The organism is Citrobacter sp. XT1-2-2, assembly GCF_023516235.1.
Taxonomy (GTDB): Bacteria; Pseudomonadota; Gammaproteobacteria; order Enterobacterales; family Enterobacteriaceae; genus Citrobacter; species Citrobacter werkmanii.
Window position 1 is genome coordinate 653291 of the sequence record NZ_CP097324.1, and the last position, 21197, is coordinate 674487.

General features: G+C 53.8%; 18 protein-coding genes. 7 read left to right on the forward strand and 11 right to left on the reverse strand.

The annotated features are described in order from the left end of the window. Positions 1–10: 10 nt before the first annotated feature. From sstT to M4I31_RS03220, 4 genes are all read right to left on the reverse strand, one after another. Positions 11–1255, reverse strand: coding sequence for a serine/threonine transporter SstT (sstT, locus tag M4I31_RS03205; protein ID WP_085048679.1), 1245 nt, complete (start codon positions 1253–1255; stop codon positions 11–13). Positions 1256–1498: 243 nt separating this feature from the next. Beyond that, positions 1499–2467: a TerC family protein gene (locus M4I31_RS03210; protein WP_038642882.1), complete on the reverse strand. Its 969-nt coding sequence runs from the start codon at positions 2465–2467 to the stop codon at positions 1499–1501. Between the two features lie 268 nt (positions 2468–2735). Next, entirely contained in the window at positions 2736–3734 is a 999-nt protein-coding gene (locus M4I31_RS03215; RefSeq protein ID WP_085048680.1) for a Gfo/Idh/MocA family protein, read from the reverse strand. A gap of 72 nt (positions 3735–3806) precedes the next feature. After that, positions 3807–4307, reverse strand: a complete 501-nt coding sequence (locus M4I31_RS03220; RefSeq protein WP_038634055.1) for a M48 family metallopeptidase — start codon at positions 4305–4307, stop codon at positions 3807–3809. An 84-nt stretch (positions 4308–4391) separates the two neighbouring features. Here M4I31_RS03220 and rlmG point away from each other — a divergent pair, with 84 nt between their 5' ends. Then, the gene (rlmG, locus tag M4I31_RS03225; RefSeq protein ID WP_069324369.1) at positions 4392–5528 is read left to right on the forward strand and encodes a 23S rRNA (guanine(1835)-N(2))-methyltransferase RlmG; all 1137 of its coding nucleotides are present in this window, start codon (positions 4392–4394) and stop codon (positions 5526–5528) included. Between the two features lie 56 nt (positions 5529–5584). Here rlmG and M4I31_RS03230 read toward each other — a convergent pair whose 3' ends face one another. After that, complete coding sequence (locus M4I31_RS03230; RefSeq protein ID WP_085048681.1) at positions 5585–7603, reverse strand: NADPH-dependent 2,4-dienoyl-CoA reductase; 2019 nt, start codon at positions 7601–7603, stop codon at positions 5585–5587. 215 nt (positions 7604–7818) lie between these two features. Then, positions 7819–9198: a putrescine aminotransferase gene (ygjG, locus tag M4I31_RS03235; protein ID WP_167371260.1), complete on the reverse strand. Its 1380-nt coding sequence runs from the start codon at positions 9196–9198 to the stop codon at positions 7819–7821. Positions 9199–9628: 430 nt separating this feature from the next. Here ygjG and M4I31_RS03240 point away from each other — a divergent pair, with 430 nt between their 5' ends. Then, complete coding sequence (locus M4I31_RS03240) at positions 9629–11149, forward strand: PAS domain-containing methyl-accepting chemotaxis protein (protein ID WP_085048682.1); 1521 nt, start codon at positions 9629–9631, stop codon at positions 11147–11149. 52 nt (positions 11150–11201) lie between these two features. Here M4I31_RS03240 and M4I31_RS03245 read toward each other — a convergent pair whose 3' ends face one another. Then, positions 11202–11876 (reverse strand): PadR family transcriptional regulator, encoded by a 675-nt coding sequence (locus M4I31_RS03245; RefSeq protein ID WP_161959069.1) that lies wholly within the window; start codon positions 11874–11876, stop codon positions 11202–11204. Between the two features lie 236 nt (positions 11877–12112). On the opposite strand from M4I31_RS03245, the gene M4I31_RS03250 reads away from it, so the two are divergent. Next, entirely contained in the window at positions 12113–12886 is a 774-nt protein-coding gene (locus M4I31_RS03250) for a siderophore-interacting protein (RefSeq protein WP_085048684.1), read from the forward strand. Here M4I31_RS03250 and M4I31_RS03255 read toward each other — a convergent pair whose 3' ends face one another. Further along, positions 12887–13735, reverse strand: a complete 849-nt coding sequence (locus M4I31_RS03255; protein WP_038634037.1) for an AraC family transcriptional regulator — start codon at positions 13733–13735, stop codon at positions 12887–12889. Between the two features lie 66 nt (positions 13736–13801). Between M4I31_RS03255 and cfa the strand changes: the two genes are divergently transcribed. Further along, positions 13802–14956, forward strand: a complete 1155-nt coding sequence (gene cfa / locus M4I31_RS03260; protein ID WP_038634036.1) for a cyclopropane fatty acyl phospholipid synthase — start codon at positions 13802–13804, stop codon at positions 14954–14956. A 40-nt stretch (positions 14957–14996) separates the two neighbouring features. On the opposite strand, the gene M4I31_RS03265 is transcribed toward cfa, so the two are convergent. Continuing rightward, positions 14997–16655 (reverse strand): glycerone kinase, encoded by a 1659-nt coding sequence (locus M4I31_RS03265; protein WP_085048685.1) that lies wholly within the window; start codon positions 16653–16655, stop codon positions 14997–14999. A gap of 182 nt (positions 16656–16837) precedes the next feature. Here M4I31_RS03265 and M4I31_RS03270 point away from each other — a divergent pair, with 182 nt between their 5' ends. From M4I31_RS03270 to dhaR, 3 genes are all read left to right on the forward strand, one after another. Next, on the forward strand, positions 16838–17158 hold the full coding sequence (locus M4I31_RS03270; RefSeq protein ID WP_223851221.1) for a hypothetical protein: 321 nt from the start codon (positions 16838–16840) through the stop codon (positions 17156–17158). Between the two features lie 58 nt (positions 17159–17216). Further along, positions 17217–18314 carry a glycerol dehydrogenase gene (locus M4I31_RS03275; protein ID WP_085048686.1) on the forward strand — a complete coding sequence of 366 codons (1098 nt, stop codon included), beginning with the start codon at positions 17217–17219 and terminating at the stop codon, positions 18312–18314. Positions 18315–18403: 89 nt separating this feature from the next. After that, positions 18404–20329 (forward strand): dihydroxyacetone kinase operon transcriptional regulator DhaR, encoded by a 1926-nt coding sequence (gene dhaR, locus M4I31_RS03280; protein ID WP_038642879.1) that lies wholly within the window; start codon positions 18404–18406, stop codon positions 20327–20329. On the opposite strand, the gene M4I31_RS03285 is transcribed toward dhaR, so the two are convergent. Then, a complete protein-coding gene (locus tag M4I31_RS03285) occupies positions 20307–20837 on the reverse strand; it encodes a cob(I)yrinic acid a,c-diamide adenosyltransferase (RefSeq protein WP_085048687.1) in 531 nt (176 codons plus the stop codon). The genes dhaR and M4I31_RS03285 overlap by 23 nt on opposite strands. Further along, a complete protein-coding gene (locus tag M4I31_RS03290) occupies positions 20838–21191 on the reverse strand; it encodes a glycerol dehydratase reactivase beta/small subunit family protein (RefSeq protein ID WP_085048688.1) in 354 nt (117 codons plus the stop codon). Positions 21192–21197 lie beyond the last annotated feature (6 nt).

Here is a 21197-nt window from a genome sequence, read left to right on the forward strand (position 1 = left end):
GGAGCAGAGATTAGCCGCGCAGGGCGTTGTTTGCCAGACGTTCGTCTTCTGCCTGACAGGCTGCAGCGGTAAACAGAACATCTGTAGAAGAGTTCAAGGCCGTTTCACAGGAGTCCTGCAGCACCCCGATGATAAAGCCAACGGCAACCACCTGCATGGCGATGTCATTCGGAATCCCGAACATGTTGCACGCCAGCGGGATTAACAGCAGCGAACCACCCGCCACGCCCGATGCGCCACAGGCACACAGCGAAGCCACCACGCTGAGTAACAGCGCTGTCGGTAAATCGACCGGAATACCCAGCGTATTCACCGCCGCCAGCGTCAGCACGGTAATGGTGATCGCCGCACCCGCCATATTAATGGTGGCCCCCAGCGGAATAGACACTGAGTAGGTATCACGATCCAGATTCAACTTCTCACACAGCGCCATATTCACCGGAATGTTTGCCGCGGAGCTGCGGGTAAAGAAGGCATACACGCCGCTTTCACGCAGACAGGCCAGCACCAGCGGATACGGGTTACGGCGAATTTTCCAGAATACCAGCAGCGGGTTAACCACCAGCGCGACCAGCAGCATACAGCCTACCAGCACGGCTAGCAGTTGAGCGTAGCCCCAAAGGGTGGCAAAACCGGTCGTTGCCAGCGTAGAGGAGACCAGACCGAAAATACCGATCGGCGCGAAACGAATCACCAGCTTCACCATAAAGGTGACGGCGTTGGACATATCATTGACCAGATTCTTGGTCGTTTCATTCCCATGACGCAGCGCAAAACCCAGGCCGACGGCCCATACCAGAATGCCGATATAGTTGGCGTTAAGCAGAGCATCAATCGGGTTAGAAACCATGCTCATCAGCAGGCTACGCATGACTTCGACAATGCCGGATGGCGGTACGATGTCGCTGGCGCTGCTGGAAAGATGCAGTGTGGACGGGAAGGCGAAGCTGAAGACAACCGCCGCTAATGCTGCGGAAAATGTTCCCAGCAGGTAAAGGAACAGGATTGGACGGATATTGGTTTTTTGTCCGTGCTGGTGGTTAGCGATGGACGCCATAACCAGCATCAGGACCAGAATAGGTGCCACGGCTTTTAATGCGCCAACAAACAGCGTACCCAACAGCCCGACGGCTTCTGCAGCAGGTTTTGACACCAGCGCCAGCAATATCCCCAGTACTAAACCGATCAAAATTTGTTTAACCAGGCTCCCTTGCGCCAAACGCGAGAGCAGCCCCGATGAACGTTGCGTAGTCATGTAGTAATCCTTTCATTGTGTTGTTGCTCATCCAGTGTGCATTCTGATGACGCATCTTTCTGGATGTAACAAAGTGTTTGCCTGGTTGAGTATAAGGAAAGATGAAGTCCCGGAAAGCGAAATCTCCTGATTTTTGCGTTCAGATCATGTTTTATAACTTTAAATTAACATTATTTTGACATGATAAACAAAAAGCCCGACGCACGCAGTGTGTTGTCGGGCTTTTCAGCTAGCGAATGAAAGTTACTGTATTTGCTGCTTTTTATCGTGCTGGTGATTAACCCACGCATTCACGACCAGCGTAACGAACAGAATACCGAACACCACGCCTAACGAGATAGCGATCGGGATATGGTAGAAATCGACGATTAGCATCTTAATACCGATAAACACCAGAATGACCGACAAGCCGTATTTCAGCATGGAGAAACGCTCCGCCACGCCAGCCAGCAGGAAGTACATCGCACGCAGACCCAAAATAGCAAACAGGTTCGAGGTCAACACGATGAACGGGTCGGTTGTGACGGCGAAGATTGCCGGAATACTGTCGACGGCAAAAATGACATCACTCAGCTCAACCAGAATCAACACCAGCATCAGCGGCGTGACGAACAGCAGTCCGTTTTTACGCACGAAGAATTTTTCGTCTTCGATGGTATCGGTCATGCGTAAATGACTCCGCAGCCAGCGGACTAACGGTCTGTCGCCGATACCGGAAGCGTCTTCTTTCGCCAGCGCCATCTTCACGCCGGTAAACAGCAGGAACGCGCCAAAGACGTACAGCAGCCATTCGAACTGGGCGATAAGCCAGCTACCTGCGAAGATCATAATCGTACGCAGCACAATCGCGCCCAGTACGCCGTACACCAGTACCCGACGCTGTAACGCAGGCGGTACCGAGAAGTAGCTGAACAGCATCAACCAGACAAAGACGTTATCTACCGCCAGTGATTTCTCGATCAGATAGCCGGTTAGGAACGCCAGCGCCTGTGGGTCGGCAACGGCGCGGCCCTGCGTTTGGGCCAGGTACCACCAGAATGCGGCGTTAAACAGTAACGACAGCGTGACCCAGACGATAGACCAGGCTGCCGCCTGCTTCATCGACATAGTATGTGCGCCACGGCGACCCTGCAGCAGCAGGTCGATGGCCAACATAATCACCACCACAACAGCGAAGCCGCCCCACAACAACGGTGTGCCGACAGTATTCATAATTCCCCCATGCATAAAAAAACGGCCAACGCCGAATGACGTTAGCCGCTGCTTTTTATGCATAGACCTTGCCATTCGGCAAGGTCTCACTTACAACAACAAAGGAATACGCTAGCGTATTCCTTTGTTGTTGCCCGGTGACCGGATGTGGTTTTGCACACATCGTAATGACGATCAACCGACAACGAAGTTACTCCCCTTTGCGGGTTACAAAATATTACAGGCCATGGATGCAGTCAATGGCCTGCAACATTCGTTTTACATACCTTTACGCAGTCAGCGACGTCACCGTTTCGTCTGCGGGGAAAATCACGCCGGTCTGACGGCGAATTTCCGTTTGCAGTTTGGCGGTGATCCGGCTGACGCTTAGTGCCGGATGATCCACTTCGCCAGATTCAACCAGATGAGCAAATGTCTCTGCCTCATACAGCATCGTATTGATATGCTGAGGCACCGTCAGATCCTGCGTTTTGCCACCACGCGCCACGAAGCATACTTTCTGACATTCAGAGATATGCTCAATGACCAGCGAACCCGACTCGCCCTGAATTTCACTGGCTAATACCGAGTCGCTGACTTTGGAGTGCTGGAGTGTGACGCTGAAATCACCGTAATTCAGTACGACCACGCCGTGGGCATCCACACCACTTTCCAGCAGGCTGGCGCTGGCCTGCACGCTCTGTGGTTCGCCCCACAGCGCAACCGCTGAGGCCAGGCAGTAAAAGCCGATATCCATAATCGAACCGTTAGAGAACGCCGGATTAAACGTATTTGGATTTTCACCGTCCAGATAACGCTGGTAACGCGAGGAGTACTGGCAGTAATTGATAAACGCTTTCCTGATTCTGCCCACTTTGGGTAACGCTTGCTGCAGCAGCAGGAAGTTAGGCAGGCTGGCGGTCTTAAATGCTTCAAACAGCACCACCTGATTTTCGCGCGCGCAGGCGATAGCGGCTTCAGCTTGCGCCAGATTTGAGGCCAGCGGCTTTTCGCAAATGACATGCTTTTTGTGCTGCAAAAATAGCGCTGTCTGCGGGAAGTGCAGGGAGTTTGGGCTGGCGATGTAGACGGCGTCAATCGCATCACTGCTGGCCATCGCTTCCAGCGAGGTAAACAGGTGCTCGACGAGATAATCGTTGGCGAAGGTCTGTGCCTGCTCAAGACTGCGGGAATAAACCGCGGTTAACTTATACTTGCCGGTTTCATGGGCGGCATCGACAAACTGGCGAGTGATCCAGTTTGTGCCAATTACTGCGAAACGTATCATAAAGGCCTTCAGGCTGCTAAAAGGGATCCTTTCGTCAATTTAGCATGCCCTGAAGACAAAGCCAGTGCGCGACTACGCACTTTGCTTTAACGATTGTTGCGTTAACCACAGGCGGGTATCGAACTCCAGTTGATGGTACTGAGGTTCCATATGACAGCACAGTTGGTAAAACGCTTTGTTATGCTCTTTTTCTTTCAGATGCGCCAGTTCATGGACCACGATCATTCGCAGGAAGGGTTCCGGGGCATTGCGAAAAACGGTCGCCACGCGGATCTCCGCTTTGGCTTTTAGCTTGCCTCCCTGCACGCGAGAAACGGCGGTATGCAGTCCCAGCGCATTCTTCAGAACATGGATCTTGCTGTCGTACATCACCTTATTCAGCGGCGGGGCGTTACGCAGGAACTGATTTTTCAGATCTTGCGTATATTGCCAGAGCGCTTTGTCGGTCGCGAAATCATGCGTGCCGGGATAGCGCTTATCTAATACCGATCCCAGACGTTGCTCGGCAATTAATGTGCGTACCTGATCAAGTAGGTTCTCCGGGTAGCCCTGCAGATAGGTCAACTGACTCATTATTGCCCCATATAAAGTATAAAAAGTGTATACTCACGCACCCTTTTCAGGGATACGCCGAAATTTTACCATTCAGGAGGGCCGATGAGCCACATAGACAACGGTTTCCGTTCGCTGTCACTTAAACGTTTCCCGGAAACGGATGACGTTAACCCGCTGCTGGCGTGGGAAGCGGCGGATGAATATCTGCTGCAACAGCTGGACGATACCGAGATTAGCGGCCCGGTGCTGATCCTGAATGATACCTTCGGCGCGCTGGGCTGTGCGCTGGCGGAACATACACCGTACAGCATTGGCGACTCCTACCTCAGCGAACTTGCCACTCGCGAGAACCTGCGTCACAACGACATCGCCGAATCGAGCGTCAAATTTCTCGACAGCACCGCTGACTATCCGCAGGCGCCGGGCGTGGTGCTGATTAAAATTCCTAAAACCATGGCGCTGCTGGAGCAACAGCTGCGCGCGCTGCGTGAAGTGGTGACGCCGCAAACGCGGATTATTGCCGGAGCGAAAGCACGCGACATTCATACCTCGACGCTGGAGCTGTTTGAAAAGGTGTTGGGTCCAACCACCACGACGCTGGCGTGGAAAAAAGCCCGTCTGATCAACTGTACGTTCAGCAAACCTGAACTTGCCGCTGCTTCGCAAACGCTAAGCTGGAAGCTGGAAGGTACCGACTGGACTATCCATAACCACGCCAACGTTTTCTCTCGTACAGGACTGGATATCGGCGCGCGCTTCTTTATTGAGCACCTGCCTGCAAATCTTGAAGGGGAGATTGTCGATCTCGGCTGTGGGAATGGCGTGATTGGCCTGACATTGCTGGAGAAAAACCCACAAGCCAGCGTGGTGTTTGTGGATGAATCGCCGATGGCGGTGGCGTCAAGTCGTCTGAACGTCGAAAGCAATATGCCTGAGGCGCTGGATCGCTGCGAGTTTATGATTAACAACGCGCTGTCCGGGGTTGAGCCGTTCCGCTTTAATGCTGTGCTGTGCAACCCGCCGTTCCATCAGAAGCACGCGCTGACCGACAATATCGCCTGGGAGATGTTCCATCACGCCCGTCGCTGCCTGAAAATCAACGGCGAGCTGTATATCGTGGCGAACCGTCACCTCGACTACTTCCACAAGCTGAAGAAGATTTTCGGCAACTGCGAGACCATCGCCACCAATAATAAGTTTGTGATTCTCAAATCGGTGAAATTAGGTCGTCGTCGGTAATCGCGTGTGCCGGATGGAGGCGTGAGCGCCTTATCCGGCACACGAAAGACATGCCGTTAAATTTCCAGTGCCAGCCTCGTGCCTTGCGCGATAGCGCGGCGGGCATCCAGTTCCAACGCCACATCGCAGCCGCCGATCAGATGCACCGTTTTACCTGCCGCGTGGAGAGGATCGACCAGCTCACGGCGTGGCTCTTGTCCGGCGCAAATCACCACGTTATCCACGTTAAAGATTACCGGTTCGCCGTTCAATACGACGTGTAATCCATCATCATCAATTTTCTGGTAACTGACCGCCGGGATCATTTTCACGCCGCGTGAGAGCAGGGTGGCGCGATGGATCCAGCCCGTCGTTTTACCTAAACCTTGCCCCGGTTTGCTGGCCTTGCGCTGCAACATCACTATCTGACGCGGACTGCGGGATAAGTGCGGACCTTCCGGGCGTAATCCGCCAGGCTGTTGCAGGCTGGTGTCGATCCCCCATTCCACACAGAACTCCGCGATGTTCTGGCTGGTGGGATCGCCGGGTTGGCTCAGATACATGGCAGTATCAAAACCGATCCCGCCGCAACCAATGATGGCGACGCGTTTACCCACCGGCGCTTTATCGCGCAGGACGTCAAGATAGCTCAACACTTTCGGATGATCGATCCCCTCGATCGGCGGCATCCGCGGTTCGATCCCGCTGGCGAGGATCGCCTCGTCAAAAGTTTCCAGAGCGCGCGCGGTGACAACGTGGTTCAGCCTTAGCGTCACGCCCGTCACGTCGATCATCCGACGGTAGTAGCGCAGGGTTTCATAGAATTCTTCTTTGCCGGGGATCTGTTTGGCGATATTAAACTGTCCGCCAATCTCGCTATGGGCGTCAAACAGCGTTACGTGATGCCCGCGCGCGGCGGCATTAATGGCAAAGGCGAGGCCAGCAGGACCCGCGCCGACAACCGCCAGATTTTTCGGCACAGTGGCTGTAACGATCGGCATTTTGGTTTCATGGCAGGCGCGTGGATTCACCAGACAAGAGGTGACTTTGCCGACGAAGATCTGATCCAGGCAGGCCTGGTTGCAACCGATACAGGTATTGATCTCATCCGACCGTCCGCTTTGCGCTTTTGACAGCAGTTCTGCATCGGCGAGGAACGGACGGGCCATCGACACCATATCGGCATCGCCGCGGGCCAGAATGTCATCGGCGACTTTAGGATCGTTAATGCGGTTGGTGGTGACCAGGGGGATCGTCACATGACCTTTCAGCTTGCGCGTCACCCAGCTAAATGCGCCACGCGGCACCGGGGTGGCGATGGTGGGAATACGCGCCTCGTGCCAGCCAATACCGGTGTTGATAATAGTTGCGCCTGCGGCTTCTACAGCCTGCGCCAACTGGACTGTTTCCTCGAAGGTGCCGCCGTTTTCTACCAGATCGAGCATCGACAGGCGGAAGATAATAATAAAGTCATTGCCGGCACGCTGACGTACTGCCCGCACCACCTCGACGGCAAAACGCATGCGGTTGGCATACTCACCGCCCCATTCGTCGTCGCGCTGATTGGTGCGCAAGGTCAGGAATTCGTTGATGAGATACCCTTCCGAGCCCATCACTTCCACGCCATCGTAGCCCGCTTCTCGCGCCAGCTGCGCGCAGTGGGCAAAATCCTCAATCAGCTGCAGAACTTCATCGTGCGTCAGTTCATGCGGCGTAAAGCGGTTGATGGGGGCCTGAATGGCGGAAGGCGCCACCAGATGCGGCTGATAGCTGTAACGCCCGGTATGCAGGATTTGCAGTGCGATTTTGCCGCCTTCGTCATGCACGGCATCGGTAATCACACGATGATGCGCGAGCTGGCTGGTATCGTTGAGCACCGCGCCGCCTTCCATACCCACGCCGGATAACGCTGGCGCAATGCCTCCGGTCACAATCAGAGCCACGCCGTGACGCGCGCGTTCGGCATAGAACGCGGCCAGCCGTTGGGCACCATCGGGATACTCTTCCAGCCCGGTGTGCATTGAACCCATCAGCACGCGGTTTTTAAGCGTGGTGAAGCCTAAATCGAGCGGGGCGAACAGCGACGGATAGCTCATAAAGGTGTCCAGTATGTAAAATTATTGTTATGTGGTCGGATGAGTTAATAATTTAGCCGTCGCAGCGTAAAAGGGAAAAGAGGAATGCCGTGATTGTGATGGGATTCAAAAAAGGAATGGGGCCAGAGAACGATTCTGCCGGATGGCGGCTACGCCTGAGCCTACAAAGGACAAACTTTCGTAGGCCGGACACGCGCAGCGCCATCCGACAGGTATTACATCTGCTCCACGCTCACCCGTAATGCTGCCAGAGCTTTGCGTGTTGATCGCAACACCAGATCGCATTGCTCGATCGTTAACGTTAGCGGCGGTTCGATGCGGATCGTCTTGGCATTGTTCAGGGTCCCGGCGACCAGCACCCGCTGGCGGAACATCTCACTGGCAAAGTTATAGCCGATTTCATTATCGACAAACTCAATCGCCATCAACATGCCTTTGCCGCGTACATCGTGCACCAGATCCGGGTATTCCCGCGCAAGCTGGCGGAAACCATCCAGCAACATATCGCCTTTCTGCTCTGCCTGAGCCGGTAAATTTTGCTCCAGCAGGACGTTAATGGTGGCCAGCGCCGCCGCACACGCGAGCGGGTTGCCGCCAAACGTAGTGGTATGCAGGAAAGGATTATCGAACAGGACGGAGAACACCTCTTCGGTGGCAATGGTTGCGCCAATCGGCATCACGCCGCCGCCCAACGCTTTGGCCAGACACATAATGTCGGGCTGCACGTTTTCGTGCTCGCAGGCGAACATTTTGCCGGTACGCCCCATGCCGGTCTGCACTTCGTCAAGGATCATCAGCGCGCCAAACTCATCGCAAAGTTTACGCACGGCGGTCAAATACCCTTGCGGCGGCAGGATCACGCCCCCTTCGCCCTGAATAGGCTCAAGGATCACGGCTGCGACGTCGTCACCGGTCTTTTTACATTCGCTGAGCATGGTACGCATCGCGTTAATATCGCCAAACGGCACATGACGGAAGCCCGGCAGCAGCGGCATAAAGGGTTTACGGAAGGTGGATTTCGCCGTGGCGGACAGCGCGCCCAGGGATTTACCATGGAATGCGCCGCTGGTGGCGATAAATGTAAATTTACCGCGTGGCGATTGATACGCTTTCGCCAGCTTCAGGGCGGCTTCAACCGACTCGGTCCCGCTGTTACAGAAAAAACTGTATTTCAGCTTACCGGGCGCCAGTGCGGCGAGGGTTTTTGCCAGCATGGCCCGCAACGGGTCAAGTAACTCCTGGCTGTGCAGAGGTTGTTTCGCGAGTTGATTCTGTACGGCGGAAACCACGACTGGATTACGGTGCCCCACGTTGAAAATGCCAAAACCACCCAGGCAATCAACAAACTCCTGTCCCTGGGTGTCGACAAGCGTATTCAGGCTTCCCGCTTGCCACTCTACGGCTCCGTAATCCCCGCCTGCAGTTACAGATTTTCGATACTCTAAGAACCCCGGATTGACATGCTCCTTAAAGTACTCAATCACCTCTCGGTTTAATGATTTCATTTCCTCATGATCAAGCGTGCGCTTTTCGATGAGATTCAGTGCGTGTGCGCTGCAGGCCAGGGCCGATGCGCTGGAAGGTAACCTGTTCAAAATATGCTCCCGGAGCTGGCGTATCACATGATACTGATTTAAGTATTGCAGGGATTGCGCCATTCCGGCGCGCTTAGCAAAAATCGGGATAAACAGCAGGAAACATCTTATTTGCGCAACATTTAATGCCAGTATTTAACATTTGCTGGCATTTTGCCCAGATTTGGCACCTGAAAACAGATCGAATTAACGCGTATTTGCGCTAAAAATGGGCAATGTTTGCACTGTCACGGTGCGGGGGAAGACGTGCAATTGAATAGTTACTTAATGAAAGTATTTTAAATCAACGAATTAGAATGCGTACAGATTTTGAGGTTTAATCGCAAATTGCGATCTAAATCAAATTTAACAACTAAAGATAAAAAGATTATCGCCGAAATAACATAAGCCGAAAGAGTTAACAACCAGATAACCTGCACAGGACGCAACCATGTCTTCTCATCCCTACGTTAGTCAGCAAAATACACCGCTGGATGATGATATCACCCTCATGTCCACCACCGACTTACAAAGCTATATCACTCATGCGAACGATACCTTTGTCCAGGTCAGCGGCTATCAACTGAATGAATTGCTCGATAAGCCGCACAACCTGGTTCGTCATCCGGACATGCCAAAAGCGGCGTTTGCGGATATGTGGTACACCCTTAAGCAGGGTGAACCATGGAGCGGCATTGTGAAAAATCGGCGTAAGAATGGCGATCACTACTGGGTGAGGGCCAACGCGGTGCCGATGGTGCGGGAGGGGCGAGTGACCGGGTACATGTCGATTCGCACCCGGGCAACTGACGAAGAAATTGCGGCAGTAGAGCCTTTATATAAGGCGCTGAATGAAGGACGTTGCAACCGACGTATTCATAAAGGGTTGGTGGTACGCAAAGGCTGGCTGGGTAAACTCCCGGCACTGCCTATTCGCTGGCGGGTACGCAGCGTGATGGCATTGATGTTTGCCGTACTGGCGACCGCATTGCAGCAAACGGGCGCCGAATGGCCGTTACTGTTGATGAGTGCGTTGGTAATGCTGCTGGGGACGGCTATTTTCGAATGGCAAATTGTGCGTCCCATCGAGAATGTTGCTCGCCAGGCGTTGAAAGTGGCGACCGGTGAGCGCAACAGCGTATCGCATCTTAACCGCAGTGATGAATTGGGTTTGATGCTGCGAGCGGTGGGGCAACTGGGGTTAATGTGCCGTTGGCTCATCCATGATGTCTCCAGCCAGGTGAGTTGTGTGCGCAGCGACAGCGAAACGCTGGCAAAAGGCAGTGATGATTTGAACAAGCATACGCAGCAGACCGTGGAGAATGTGCAGGAAACGGTGACCACCATGAATCAGATGGCGGCGTCGGTGAAACAAAACTCTGAGACCGCCGCCGCAGCCGATAAACTCTCGATTGCTGCCAGCAGCGCGGCAACACACGGCGGCGAGGCGATGGATATCGTCATCAAAACCATGGATGATATTGCCAACAGCACTCAGCGGATCGGCACCATTACCACGCTGATAAACGATATTGCTTTCCAGACCAATATTCTGGCCTTGAACGCCGCCGTAGAAGCCGCGAGGGCGGGCGAGCAGGGCAAAGGTTTCGCCGTAGTGGCGGGAGAAGTGCGTCATCTTGCCAGTCGTAGCGCCAGCGCGGCCAATGATATCCGCAAGCTGATTGATGCCAGCGCCGATAAGGTACAGTCCGGCTCCGATCAGGTGCACGCCGCGGGGCGTACGATGGACGATATTGTGGCGCAGGTGCAAAACGTCACTCAACTGATCGCGCAAATCAGCCACTCAACGCTGGAACAGTCCGATGGTCTTTCCAGCCTGACTCGTGCGGTGAATGAACTGAGCAGCATTACGCAGAAAAACGCTGAACTGGTTGAAGAGAGCGCCCAGATTTCCGCGATGGTGAAACATCGCGCGGGTCGTCTGGAAGATGCGGTCACGGTGCTGCATTAATCTTAACCACAGCAGGCGCAACGCCGGACACGGGTTCTGCCTGCTGCGCAGATTAATCTAACTGAGTAATGTCCAGCGCGGCGCGATCGATAATACCAATGATTTTTTTGATCTGCGCCTCGCTGGTATCACCATGATTGACGCGTAGGTCCAGCACAGCTTTGAAGTTCTCCAGCGCGCGTTTCATCTGTGGGTTTTTACGTAATTCAAAACCCACACAGCGGGCTTTAATACGTTCGTGGATATGTTCCAGATGTTCGCGGTTCTCATCCAGCCACTGCAGACCTTGAGTCGTGATGGCAATCTGCTTACGCCCACCTTCCTCGTCGCTGATGGCGATCAGGGCTTGATCCTGCAACAGATCCAGCGTCGGATAGATAACGCCCGGGCTCGGGGTGTAGTTACCCTGAGTCAGGGTTTCAATCGCTTTAATCAGTTCATAGCCGTGGCTGGCGTCGCGGGTCAGGATATCCAGAATCACCAGGCGTAATTCGCCGTGACCAAAGAAGCGCTGCCGACGACCGCCGCCGCGACCGTGGCGGTGTCCGCATCCTTGTTCATGGCGATGTTCTTTGTTACAGCCTTCGTGGCGATGCTCTTCACCTTTGCAGCAGCCTGCATGGTGCTCACTGTGGCGGCTTTCGTGGTGATGTCCTTCACCCTTGCAGCAGCCTTCGTGTTGGTGCTCTGTCTGTTTACAGCAACCTTCATGATGGTTTTGCATCATCGTCTCCTGATGTGTTTTAGATATATCTAATTTATATCTAAATGTTGTTTTTACGCAAGTCGACAAATTCAATATTGTTTAATTTATTGATTATTATCTATTTTCATAAGGTCTGTGATGGCTGGTAATCACAATGTGGCTATATCAAAAAAGTGCTTGCAATCTTTCTGATTAGTAATCATTATCATTTAAAAATAAATTTAGATATATCGTATTATCTTCACGAAGGCGAAAAAATGACAAAAAACACCTCACGCTACCCACAGCGCGTTCGCAATGAATTGCGCTTCCGTGAACTTACCGTCCTGCGCGTAGAACGTATCAGCGCGGGTTTTCAGCGCATCGTACTGGGCGGTGATGCGCTGGACGGTTTTAGCTCGCACGGCTTTGATGACCATACCAAGGTCTTTTTCCCGGAGCCGGGCAGCCATTTTGTGCCGCCTGTTGTCACCGATGAAGGCATTGTCTGGGCCGAGGGGGTGCGTCCGCTCTCCCGTGACTACACGCCGTTGTATGACGAAGCGCGCCATGAGCTGGCGCTGGATTTTTATATTCATGACGGTGGCGTGGCGAGCACATGGGCAATGAATGCTCGCGAGGGTGACAAGCTGACGATCGGTGGTCCGCGCGGTTCTTTGGTGGTGCCAGAGGATTATGCGTATCAGGTTTACGTGTGTGATGAATCAGGAATGCCCGCGCTGCGCCGACGCCTGGAGTCGCTCAGCCGTTTAGCGGTACGTCCGAACGTAACGGCGCTGGTAAGCGTGCAGGATGCGGCGTATCAGGACTATTTTGCCCATCTCGACGAGTTTACTATTCAGTGGATTATCGGCCATGACGAACAGGCGGTGAACGAACATTTATCGCGGCTGAACGTGCCCGCAGACGATTATTTCATCTGGATTACCGGCGAAGGCAGGGTGGTAAAAAACCTCTGCGCTCGCTTTGAAACCGCGGCGTTCGATCAGCAACTGGTGCGCGCAACGGCTTACTGGCATCAACGCCGTTAATCAGTAATTAGACGGTGGTACGCCAAACGCCTGGCGAAAGGCGTAGCTAAATGCCGCGGTGCTGGAATACCCCACATCCAGCGCCACGGCAGTTACGCTTTTATTTTTCTTCAGCATTAATACGGACTCCAGAATACGCATTTTTTGCTTCCAGACGCTGAAGGGCAATCCGGTTTCTTTTTTGAAATGCCGTGAAAAGGTACGGGCTGACATGCCCAGATGCTGCGCCCAGTATTCAACCGAATGCTCCAGCGCCGGGGATTCCTGAATTGTCCGGCACACTTTGGTTAATTCGCGATCGTGCGGCCAGGGTAATACAAAAGCGACTTCCGGGAGCTGCAGAATAATATCGACCAGAACACTAACCAGCTTGCCCTCTTTTGACTGGCTATCATAATGGCCCGAAATTAAATTGGTGGCGTAATGAATAAACTCTCTGGCGAAATCACTGATTGCCACCACTTTACATTCATTAATGCTCTCTTCAAGAAAACCCGGCTTAATATCCAGATTCTCTAAATGCACATCATCCAGTGCCCAGACCGCATGTTCGGTATTATTGGGGATCCAGATGCCATAATGCGCCGGGATTATCCAGCATTTGCCGGCAACATCAATTCGCATACTGCCTTTACGGGCGAAATGAAACTGCATAAAAGAGTGCGAATGCTGCGGAACATGATGGTTGGCTTCCAGGACATAAGAACGAAAGTACACGTCCTGCGGCAGCTCCGTAATGGAGTTATCGGGAAATGAATTCCACTGTTTTTGCGCGAGAGTCTCCATAAATAAATCGTCAATGCTCCCGGTGATGTGTCCGCTATTCGATAGATCTTGTCCGCAGATCATAATACATACATTCAGTTTTCCATAATAATCTTGCGTAACGATTTTTAGCCCACTTTGGTAAATACCATGAACACGCTTTGTTCAGATGCTGTCATCGTCAATGAAACAAATGATAACTGGACCCGAATGGGGAAAGAGCTGCTTTCGCAAGCGGATATCCAGATTAATGGCTCTCGTGCCTGGGACATTCAACTTCATCATGCCGGTTTCTTTAAGCGGGTACTGCAACAAGGCTCGTTAGGGCTGGGCGAAAGCTATATGGAAGGCTGGTGGGACTGCGAGCGGCTCGATATTCTGTTCTGTAAAATTCTCAAAGCAAAACTCGACCAGCAAATGCCGGGCAACCTGAAAGATATTTTACGCATTGCCAGCGCTCGCCTGTTTAATTTGCAGTCGCGGAGCCGCGCGTGGATTGTCGGCAAAGAACATTATGATATTGGGAACGATCTTTTTGCGCTGATGCTGGATCCGCATATGCAATATTCCTGTGGTTACTGGAAAGACGCGACCACATTAGACGATGCGCAAAATGCCAAATTAAAAATGATTTGTGAGAAGCTACAACTCAAACCGGGTATGCGTTTACTCGATATCGGTTGTGGCTGGGGCGGACTGGCGGAATATGCAGCGCGTCATTACGGCGTGGCGGTAGAAGGCGTCACTATCTCTAAAGAGCAGCAGAAAATGGCGCAACAGCGCTGTGAAGGGCTGGACGTTAATATTCTGCTGCAGGATTATCGTGATCTCGATAAACACTACGATCGCATTGTCTCCGTGGGGATGTTCGAACACGTCGGGCCGAAAAACTACGACACCTATTTCAGCATCGCCGACCGTTGTTTAAAACCGGACGGGCTGTTCCTGCTGCATACCATTGGCAGCAACAAAAAGGGTATGAGCGTCGATCCGTGGATCAATAAATACATTTTCCCGAACGGTTGCTTACCGTCGATATCGCATATTGCCGAGGCCAGCGAATCACGCTTTGTAATGGAAGACTGGCATAACTTTGGCAGCGATTACGATAAAACGCTGATGGCCTGGCATGAGCGTTTTAATCAGGCATGGCCGGAGCTGTCTTCACGTTACTCCGCCACCTTCAGAAGAATGTTTAATTACTATTTATGCGCCTGCGCTGGGGCTTTCCGCGCCAGAGATATTGAGCTTTGGCAGGTACTGTTTAGCCGCGGCGTCGAGGGTGGCCTCCGCGTTTATCGTTAACGTTCTGCCTGATGCGCGAAGCGCATCAGGCATTTATCACTTAACCCAACTCACTCTCCGCCAGCGCTTTAAATACCATTGCGACGGCATGCGCCCCGGGATCCATATTACCCAGCAAACTTTCGCTGCTCAGATACGATGCGCGACCCGCATTGGCTTTGCTCGACAAACAGGTTCGTTCGGCCCCGGCTTGCGCGGCGTCAAAAGCGGCATGCAGGTTGTCCGTCTGCGCCAGCAGTGAGGTCAGCGCGGGTTGCAGTGCATCTATCATGGTGCGATCGCCTTCGTCTGCGCCGCCGTAGAACTTCATCTGATCCAGACCCGCATTCAGCGCTTCGGCAACGTTAGCTCCCTGTTCCAGTTTCTGCCCGGCGGCGGTAAAGAAAATAGACATCAGCACGCCGCTGGAACCACCCATCACCACGGTCAGGCGTTCGCCAATCAGCGCGAACAGCGTGGCAAGGTCATCCAGTGGAAGCTGCTGACGCTGCAGCAGACTGGCAATTTCACGCGCGCCGGCGGCAAAGGTTGAACCCGTATCGCCATCGCCGACTTTGGCATCCAGCGCGTTGAGATGTGCTTCCAGATTGGAAAGCGTTCTGGTGACCTGCTCCACAATTTCAGCGACCCGCGCGTTGGCAGAGGGCTGGAATTCCACGTGCGCGCTGCGCTGGGATGATGGCGCGTAGCTGATTTCACGCGGTGGGACGGGAGTCGGCCAGTTGCTGGTTTCCACTTCGGTCAGCAGCGCTTTTTCGATGCTCTCTTCCAGCACGATGGTCGTTAGTGAGAATCCTTTCATATCCAGCGCGGTGACCAGCGAGGCCGGACCAATCAGCCAGTCGATGCGTGGGTATAGCGGACTGCTGGCCAGTTCGCGGGTGATAATGGCCATTTCCGCAACGGATACGCCGCCAAGATTGTTAATCATCACCGCCACTCTGCCGGTTTCAGGTAGGACCGTCAGCAGTTTATCCACCATCAGGTTCACCACCTGCGCGCTGTTTTGGGTATCAATAACCGAGGCCCCCGGCTCGCCGTGAATGCCCATCCCCAGCTCAGCATGACCCGGATGATGGCGTGGCGTGGCGTCGGTTTCTTGCGGCAGATGACAGCTGGAGAGGGCGACGCCCAGGCTGAAGGTGTTGTTGGCTGCGTACTGCGCTTCACGCAGGACGGTGGCGAGGTTGTAGCCGCGTTCAGCGAAATAGCCGGCGATTTTATGCACCAGGATGGTTCCCGCAATGCCGCGTGGGTGTTTGTTATCCGGCAGGGAGATGTCGTCACCGACTATCAGCATTTCAACGTTGTAGCCCAGGCGTCGTGCTTTCTCGGCGGCGAGACCGAAATTAAGACGGTCACCGGTGTAGTTCTTCACAATCAACAGACAGCCAGCCTCACCGGTCACTGCCTGAATAGCGGTCAGTACCGCATCCACGCTCGGGGAGGCGAACACGTCGCCGCAGACCGCCGCGGTCAGCATTCCTTTGCCGATAAACCCAACGTGCGCAGGTTCGTGACCTGAACCGCCGCCGGAGATCACCGCCACGTTATTTTTGTTAAGGTCGCGGCGAACCACGACGCGAATGGCCGGATCGCTCTCCAGACGCGCCAGGTTATTCCACGGGCTGGTGATAATTGCACCGTCGATCACGTCGCTCACAAGCTGGGTGCGTTGGTTAAAAAAGAATTGAGACATAACGGCTCCTCGAGGTTGAGTGTAAGACAAACCCCCGAATGCATGTTCATGGTGCGGAGGCGATAGAGAGATTCTGGCGAAGTCAGCATGGAAAAAAACAACGCGAAAATGAGTTTCATTACGAAACGTGATTGCTGTTTTTTGTTCCGAAATGAAACTTAATTAGGCGAAAAATCAGCACAATGCGAACTCGCTCGACTTTTTTCTTCTGCGATCAGAGCAGGCTGCACGGCGCTGTCAGCCTTTTTTTGCGGGTTTTTACGCAGGATGGCGCGTTATTGGGGAAATTGATCTTCGTGTTGGACGGTGATTTCGCGGTAAAGGAACGGATCGGGATCGCAAACCTTATTATTTTTGTGGTTAAGCGTTCCAATATGAAACGTGTGCCTTTTTTATCTGTTTCATATCAGAACAAAATGACGAAAGATTTTTTTGTGCACGCCTCGCCATACAGTTATTACATCGCTCCGGTACGTCCGCTTTCGCCGTCAACATCAGGCTAAACGGGTTAACGCCAGGGCTCACCATGTAAAAACATGTACTTATTTGAGGATGAAAGGAATGCTAAAAGTTATTCAATCTCCAGCCAAATATCTCCAGGGTCCTGACGCTTCTACCTTATTTGGTCAATACGCTAAAAATCTGGCGGACAGCTTTTTCGTGATTGCGGACGACTTCGTCATGAAGCTGGCGGGAGAGAAGGTACTCAATGGTCTGCATAGCCATGACATTAGCTGCCACGCGGAACGCTTCAACGGTGAATGCAGCCATGTTGAAATTAATCGCCTGATTGCCATTCTGAAAAAACACGGTTGCCGTGGTGTGGTTGGGATTGGCGGTGGGAAAACGTTAGATACCGCCAAAGCGATTGGTTATTACCAGAAGCTGCCGGTGGTGGTGATCCCAACTATCGCATCTACCGATGCGCCAACCAGCGCGCTGTCCGTTATCTATACCGAAGCGGGTGAGTTTGAAGAGTATCTGATCTACCCGAAAAACCCGGATATGGTGGTGATGGATACTGCAATTATTGCCAAAGCGCCGGTACGTCTGCTGGTGGCCGGGATGGGCGATGCGCTCTCTACCTGGTTTGAAGCGAAAGCCTGTTATGACGCTCGGGCGACCAGCATGGCGGGCGGGCAGTCCACCGTGGCGGCGCTGAGCCTGGCGCGCCTGTGCTATGATACCCTGCTGGCGGAAGGCGAAAAGGCACGCTTAGCCGCCCAGGCTGGCGTGGTGACCGATGCGCTGGAACGTATTGTCGAAGCCAACACCTACCTCAGCGGTATCGGCTTTGAAAGCAGCGGCCTTGCGGGGGCACATGCCATCCATAACGGCTTTACGATTCTGGAAGAGTGTCACCATCTGTACCACGGTGAAAAAGTCGCCTTTGGTACGCTGGCGCAGCTGGTGCTGCAGAACAGCCCGATGGAAGAGATCGAAACCGTGCTGAATTTCTGTCAGAAAGTGGGCCTGCCGGTAACGTTAGCGGAAATGGGCGTGAAAGACGACATTGACGACAAGATTATGGCCGTGGCTAAAGCCACCTGCGCAGAAGGTGAAACCATTCACAATATGCCGTTCCCGGTGACGCCTGAAAGCGTACATGCCGCTATTTTGACGGCAGACCTGCTGGGACAGCAGTGGCTGGCGCGTTAATCGGGCATAGGTAAATTTACCCAGCATCTTCTCCCCCTCTGACAGTCTCTGCCGGAGGGGTTGTCTATGGCAAAACAGCGGAAATGGATATGACGGCGCACACGCATAGCATCGGGCAGGAAGTCTCTTCGGTTCTCGCCCAGTCCTGGCATCGTTGCAGCAAGTTTATGCAGCGGGAAACCTGGCAGGCGCCGCATCAGGCGCAAGGGCTGACCTTTGAGTCGATTTGTCGTCGCAAGACGGCGCTGCTGACGATTGCGCAGGCCGCGCTGGAAGATGCCTGGGAGTTTATGGACGGTCGTCCGTGCGCACTGCTGATTCTGGATGAATCAGCCTGTATTCTCAGCCGTTGCGGCGATCCGCAGACGATAGAACAGCTGGCGGAGCTTGGATTTCGCGACGGCAGCTATTGCGCGGAAAGCATTATCGGCAGTTGTGCGCTGTCGCTGGCGACGATGCCGGGGCAGCCGACAAAAACCTCTGGCGCTCAGCACTTTAAACAGGCGTTGCATCCGTGGTCGTTCTGCTCGACGCCGGTGTTCGATAACCATGGACGTCTGTTTGGCTCCATCTCATTGTGCTGTCTGGTAGAACATGAGTCCGTTTCTGATTTATCCCTGACGCTGGCGATTGCCAGAGAAGTCGGCAATTCATTGCTGACCGACAGCCTGCTGGCAGAATCCAACCGCCATCTGAACCAGATGTACGGGCTGCTGGAGAGCATGGATGATGGCGTGATGGCCTGGAATGAGCAGGGGGTGTTGCAGTTCCTCAATGCGCGCGCGGCGCTGCTTTTGCATCTCGACGCGCAGGCCAGCCAGGGCAAAAACATTCACGACCTGCTCAATTTGCCCATGCTGCTGCGTCGGGCAATTAAACATGCCCGCGGTCTGAATCACGTCGAAGTCACTTTTGAAAGTCAGCACCAGTTTGTTGATGCCGTCATCACCCTGAAGCCGATTGTTGAGGAGCAGGGCAACAGCTTTATCCTGCTGCTGCACCCGGTGGAGCAAATGCGTCAGCTGATGACCAGCCAGCTCGGTAAGGTGAGCCACACCTTTGAGCAGATGTCGACGGACGATCCAGAAACCCGACGCTTGATCCATTTTGGTCGCCAGGCGGCAAGGGGGAGTTTCCCGATCCTGCTGTGCGGGGAAGAGGGCGTCGGGAAAGAGCTGCTGAGCCAGGCCATTCACAATGAAAGTGAACGCGCCAGTGGGCCGTATATCGCCGTCAACTGTCAGCTGTATGCCAACAGCGTGCTGGGGCAGGATTTTATGGGCAGTGCACCCACCGATGATGAAAATGGTCGGTTGAGCCGCCTTGAGCTGGCGAACGGCGGCACGCTGTTTCTGGAGAAAATTGAATATCTGGCGCCGGAACTGCAATCCGCGCTGTTACAGGTGATCAAGCAGGGAGTATTAACCCGCCTGGATGCCCGTCGCCTGATCCCGGTGGATGTAAAAGTGATCGCCACCACCACGGTTGATCTCGCTAATCTGGTGGAGCAAAACCGCTTTAGCCGCCAGCTGTATTACGCGCTGCACTCTTTTGAGATTGTTATCCCGCCGCTACGCGCGCGGCGTAACAGTATTCCCTCGCTGATTTATACGCGACTGAATAGCCTGAAAAAACGCTTTTCAACCAGCCTGAAGATCGACGACGACGCGCTGGCGCAACTGGTGGCTTATTCGTGGCCGGGCAATGACTTCGAGCTGAACAGCATTATCGAAAACATCGCCATCAGTAGCGATAACGGCCATATCCGGCTGAGTAATTTACCTGATTATCTGTTTGCCGAGCGCCCCGGTCTGGAGACCGCGTCTTCCCTGCTGCCTGCCAGCCTGACGTTTACCGCTATCGAAAAAGAGGCGATTATCCACGCCGCCCGCGTCACCAGTGGGCGCGTGCAGGAGATGTCGCAACTGCTGAATATTGGTCGCACGACCTTGTGGCGTAAGATGAAGCAGTACGACATCGACGCCAGCCAGTTTAAGCGCAAACATCTGGAGTAGTTTCTTCGATTCTGGCCATGGAGAACAGCGCATCCGACAGTCGGTTGATATAACGCTTGGGTTCATCGCGTAACGTCAGCGTTCTGTCCATCGCGATGAGGATCCGCTCCAGCCGCCGTGCCAGGGTGCGCGCAACGTGTAGCTGTGCCGATGCCAGATTTTTCCCCGGAATGACAAATTCTTTCAGGGGGCCGCTCTGCGCCATATTGCGGTCAATAAGCTGCTCCAGCGCCTGAATATCCTCGGCGTTAATCGCCTGCGTTAAGCGGGCGAGACCTTTCTCATCGCTGGCGAGTTCCGACCCCAGTACAAACAGCATCTTCTGGATGGCATGCAGATCTTCGCGTAATTCTGCCTGGCGCGAACTGGCATAGCAGACGCCAAGCTGGGAAATCAGTTCATCCACCGTACCGTAGGCGTTAACGCGGATGTCGTCTTTGTCGATACGGCTGCCGCCAAACAGCGCAGTCGTGCCTTTATCGCCGGTTCGGGTATAGATGCGGTACATTTATTTTATCTCGCTAAAGGGAAGCACTTTGACCAGTTGGCCAGCATTGGCGCCGAGCATGCGGATCATTGCTGCCCCGGCGGCGATGTGCCCACGGACCAGCGCCCGATCCTCGGGTAGCTGGGCGTGGGTTAGGGCAATATCACCGCTGGCGCTGAGGCCGAGACCCACGCGTAATGTTGAGCTTTTAGCCGCCAGCTTGCTGAGGGCCAGCGCGCAGTCATGTGCGTCGCAACAGATTGTCCGGCAAGGGACGCCTTGCTCTTCCAGCCCCCAGCATAGTTCATCAAGCTCGCGCGTATCCTGCCAGCGTGAGTGATAAAACAGATGTACGCCCGGTGATGAAAGTGACATTGCGCC